The sequence below is a fragment of the Methanoregula sp. genome (assembly GCF_002835825.1).
In the GTDB taxonomy this organism is placed as follows: Archaea; Halobacteriota; Methanomicrobia; order Methanomicrobiales; family Methanospirillaceae; genus Methanoregula.
In genome coordinates this window covers 1-4,591 of record NZ_PIZH01000181.1, presented here as the reverse complement: position 1 = coordinate 4,591, position 4,591 = coordinate 1, and the positions used below count along the sequence as shown (strand labels likewise).

At 62.4% G+C, this 4,591-nt stretch carries 5 protein-coding genes; 4 read left to right on the top strand and 1 reads right to left on the bottom strand.

Annotated elements, in window-relative coordinates:
* The 4 genes from CW742_RS07645 to CW742_RS07630 all read left to right on the top strand — a co-directional run.
* Positions 1 to 614: MIP/aquaporin family protein (locus CW742_RS07645; RefSeq protein WP_292418690.1), on the top strand; the 614-nt coding region annotated here is incomplete at its 5' end.
* Positions 615 to 735: 121 nt separating this feature from the next.
* Entirely contained in the window at positions 736 to 1,410 is a 675-nt protein-coding gene (locus CW742_RS07640) for a VWA domain-containing protein (RefSeq protein ID WP_292418688.1), read from the top strand.
* Positions 1,407 to 2,168, top strand: coding sequence for a PP2C family serine/threonine-protein phosphatase (locus CW742_RS07635; RefSeq protein ID WP_292418685.1), 762 nt, complete (start codon positions 1,407 to 1,409; stop codon positions 2,166 to 2,168). The genes CW742_RS07640 and CW742_RS07635 overlap by 4 nt, the downstream gene beginning before the upstream one ends.
* A 3-nt stretch (positions 2,169 to 2,171) precedes the next feature.
* Entirely contained in the window at positions 2,172 to 4,190 is a 2,019-nt protein-coding gene (locus tag CW742_RS07630; protein ID WP_292418682.1) for a helix-hairpin-helix domain-containing protein, read from the top strand.
* Positions 4,191 to 4,217: 27 nt separating this feature from the next.
* Here CW742_RS07630 and CW742_RS07625 read toward each other — a convergent pair.
* Positions 4,218 to 4,591 (bottom strand): S1 RNA-binding domain-containing protein (locus tag CW742_RS07625; RefSeq protein ID WP_292418680.1); only part of this gene is annotated, 374 nt, incomplete at its 5' end.

Genomic DNA, 4,591 nt, shown 5'->3' with positions numbered 1-4,591 from the left:
GGTACGGCCGCGCCGGCGAGTTGGGCGGCCACGTCGACCCGGGGAGCCACGTCGTGTCGGTGGTACCATGCGTCAACTCAGCACACCGCCGCGTCGCGGGTGCGCACATCAACCCGGCCGGGACGATTGCCCACAGGGCACCGAAACGGAGCCCGGCAAAAGACACCGCAGCCTACATCATGGCCCAGTGCACCGGCGCCGCGATCGGGAGCTTCCTGTTCTTCCTGACGGTGGGAACGGACGCGGTCACGATCGGGGGGCTCGGGGCAACGGCCCCGTTCCCGGGGATCGGGTACGCCCAGGCAATCCTTGTCGAGACCATCGCGACCTTTGTCCTGGTGCTCGTTATCATGGGCAGTGCCGTGGACGAACGTGCCCCGCCGGGGTTTGCCGGACTCGTCATCGGCCTGACGGTTGCCGGCATGATCACGATGGCAGGCAACATCTCCGGTGCTTCGCTCAACCCTGCCCGCACCTTCGGGCCATATCTCATGGACGGCCTCCTGGGCGGTCCAAACCTCTGGGCGTATTTCCCCATCTATATCATCGGGCCAGTCCTTGGCGCCGTGATCGCGGCAGTCTTCTACGACCGGATTACTGCCGGGCAGGGATAGGGGCGGGAACCGGGATTCACTTTTTTGTGGGGGGATTGACCCTCACCATAATAATTATAGAACTCCAACTAAGCACTACGAAACCCTATAGCAATACATCCAGTATTTTTGGTGAGACGATATGAGCGACAATATGTACCTGGACCAGCAGCCGATGGCAGCGGTGACGTTTGCGGAGAACCCGGAACCCCGCTGCCCCTGCCTCCTGCTGCTCGACACGTCAGGATCGATGGCCGGCGAGGCAATCGCCGAACTCAATGCCGGCATCAAATCATTCTATGCAGAACTCCAGAGCGACTCCCTTGCAATAAAGCGGGTCGAGGTTGCCCTGATGACGTTTGGGCCTGTCCGCGTCATCAGCGAGTTCAACACCGCAGAGTGCGTCTTTGACCCGGAACTTGTGGCCGAGGGCGACACACCGATCGGGGAGGCGATCCGAAAGGGGATCGAACTGATCCGTGCCCGGAAAGAGCAGTACCGGGCTAACGGCATCTCGTTCTACCGCCCTTGGATATTCCTGATTACTGACGGCGCCCCAACCGACGAGTGGCAGAGCGCCGCAAGCCTTGTCCGCGAGGGCGAAGCCTCCAAGAACTTTGCCTTCTTCACCATCGGTGTCAACAAGGCGGACATGAAAGTCTTAAAGCAGATCTCGGTCCGCGAGCCCGTGAAACTCCAGGGGCTCAAGTTCCGCGAGTTCTTCCAGTGGCTCTCCAATTCCATGAAGTCCGCATCACGCTCCAACCCCGGGGACCGCATCCAGCTGGCTCCCCCGCTCGGCTGGAGCGAGATATGAGCTGGAAGGTTGCCGCATCCTCTGTCACGGGAAGTTCGCACGCGAACCGTGGTGAGAGCGGGCAGGACTTCTGCCGGGCAGGCTCCCTCCGGATTGCCGACAGCGAGTACTTCATCGGCCTTGTTGCCGATGGCGCCGGGAGCACGACCGATGGCGGCAGGGGGGCGGAGATCGCCTGCGACTCCCTGCACGCATTCATTCTCGACGCACTCCGGCAGGATGGCAGCATTGCCGCAATCACCGACGAGATGGTCCGTACCTGGGTCACCGCAGCCCGGGACGCGATTTCTGCAGAAGCTCAGGGGAAAGGAAAGCGGATCCGTGACTATGCCTGCACGCTCCTCGGTGCAGTAGCAGGCGACAGCCATGCCCTCTTCTTCCAGATAGGCGACGGTGCCATCGTGATCCGGGTTGACGGGGCATACGAGACTGTCTTCTGGCCCGAACAAGGGGAGTATGCCAACACCACGTTCTTCCTCTCCGATGAGACCTGCCAGGACACCCTCTCCATAGCGCACCGGGACGCTGCACCGGATGAGATCGCCCTCTTCTCTGATGGTATCCAGAACCTCGCCCTCTCCTTTGCTCAGAAGCAGGCGCATGCCGGGTTCTTCCAGCCGCTCTTTGCCGCCCTCCGGAACGACCCGGCAACGGCATTCTCCGACTTTGCCGGGCAGCTGAAAAGGTTCCTCCTCCGAAACGATGTCTCGGCACGGAGCGACGACGACAAGACCCTCGTCCTTGCCGTGCAGGGATAATCCATGACAACAACCGCTCCAAAATCCCCATTCTACGACAGCCGCGGCAGCCCGGTCCGCCTCGGCAAACGCATCGGGAGCGGCGGGGAGGGCGACGTGTACGAACTGCTCTCGTCCCCGGCAATGATGGTTGCCAAGATCTACAAAAAGCCGCTCGAAGAGCACAAGCAGGAGAAACTCCGGCTGATGGCAAAAGGCTGCAACGACGAGCTGGAGGCGATCTCGGCCTGGCCCACTGACACACTCGCCTCCCGGCCCGGCGGTCCGGTGGTCGGCTTTATCATGCCGAGGATCTCGGACGCGGAACCGGTCCACAAGGTGTACGGGCCCACCCACCGGAAAGAGACCTTCCCCCACGCCGACTGGCGGTTCCTTGTCCGGGCGGCCAAGAACCTTGCAGCCGCGTTCTGTGTCATCCACAAGTACGGCTATGTCGTCGGGGACGTGAACGAGGGCAACATCCTCGTCAACGACACAGCCTGTGTCCGGCTTATCGACTGCGACTCGTTCCAGGTACGGTCACAAAACCAGCTGTATTACTGCGAGGTGGGTGTCGCCCATTTCACCCCGCCCGAGCTCCAGAAATCCGAGCACTACCGGCTCGAACGGACCGCCAACCAGGACAACTTCGGCCTTGCCGTCCTGATCTTCCAACTGCTCTTCCTCGGCCGGCACCCGTATGCCGGCGTCTATTCCGGAAAAGAGGACATGCCCATCGAGAAGGCCATCGCCGAGTTCCGGTTCCCGTACGGCAGGAATGCAAAAGCGCGCCTGATGGCCCCCCCGCCCAACTCCGTGGGCCTCGCGGTTGTCCCGGACACGATTGCCTCCCTCTTCGAGCGGGCCTTTGCCGAGGCCGGGATGCGCGACTCCGGCCGCCCGAGCGCGGAAGAGTGGTGGGACGCACTCGATCCGTTCGAGAGCAGGCTCCGCCGGTGCGGCACAGACGGCGTCCATTACCATTATGCCGGTCTCTCGTCCTGTCCGTGGTGCCGGCTCGAAGCAGCATCCGGTGTCCTGATCTTCCTCTCGGCCGACAGCATAACAAAGATCGACCTCCGGCGCGAGTGGCAGAAGGTTGAGGCGATCCCCTCGCCGGGGGCGCTGCCGGCCATTACTCCCAACACGTATTACATACAGCCTGCCCCGCTCACCCCGGCAGTCCGCCAGTCGCTGCAGTTCCGGAAGTTCCGCCAGCTCACCGGAATAACCCTTGCGGTTGCCTGCCTTATCCTTGCCATCGGGGAACTGGTCACCGATCCACTCGTGATCCTCCTCATCGGCCTTGTCGCCATCGCCCTCTTCTTTGTGCCCGGGAGCGAGGAGAAGGAGCGGAAGAAGCGCTGGTCCCATCTTGAGACCGCCGAGTATATGTGGAAACTCTGGGGCAGGAAATGGACTGACGAGGCCGGGGATGCAGCATTTTTGGCCCAGCTTGCCCGGCTCCGCGAACTCCGGCAGGCCTACGAACGGATCGACCGGGAGTTCCAGCGGGGCGTGATGGCGCTCGAAAAGACCGTGCGAGACGAGCAGATCAGCGGATTCCTGGAGCGGTACGCGATCACGTCGGGCAGTCTCTCACGGATCAATCCTACCCAGATGGCTGCCCTGACAACTGCGGGGATTGTTACTGCAGCAGATGTGACCCCCGGGAAACTCCGGCGCATTCCCCTGCTCGACCCGAGGGTCTCGGGTGAACTGATCTCCTGGCGGGAACGTCTGGAGAAGGCATTCCTGTTCGACCCCGGAAAAGGCCCCGGCCGGTCCGGAATTCGTGCACTCGTCCACAAGTACCAGCCACAGATGCGGCCGGTCGAGGCCGAGCTGGTACAGGGAATCCACCGCCTTGCCCGGATCCAGCAGGATGTACTCAAAAAGCGTGTCATCCTCCGGGCCCCGGTTGAGAAACGGGCACGGGAGCTTGCGCAGGCGCGGGCAGATTACCGTCCCTTCGAGAGCGATATCGAGGAGGCGATCCGCCGGGAGATCGAGGCCGTCATGCGGCGTATCATCGCCCGGTAACCGGCATCGCCTGCACCACCCTCCGGATCAGGCATTTCCGGCAAACGCAAAGTCGATATAGCCTTTGTACGGGTCGGTCCCGAGCAGTTTTACCCGTACCTTCTGGCCCACGCGAAGGCCCCGCTCTTTCTCGATGACGCGGCCCTCCGCAGGGGGAGTAAGGAGCCGGACATAAACGCCTTTCATGGATGCACCGGTCACGAGGGCAGGGAAGATCTCCCCGATCCGGTTGCGCAGGAGCACGGCCGCGGCAGCCTTGCGCATGAACCGTTCCGCCTTCTTGGACTGCTTCTCCTGGTCGGTCAGCCACTGGCAGATCTCCTCGAGCTCCCGCGGGGTGTACGGGACCTCCTGGCGGTCAATCACCGATTTGATGAGCCGCTGGATGACGAGATCGGCAT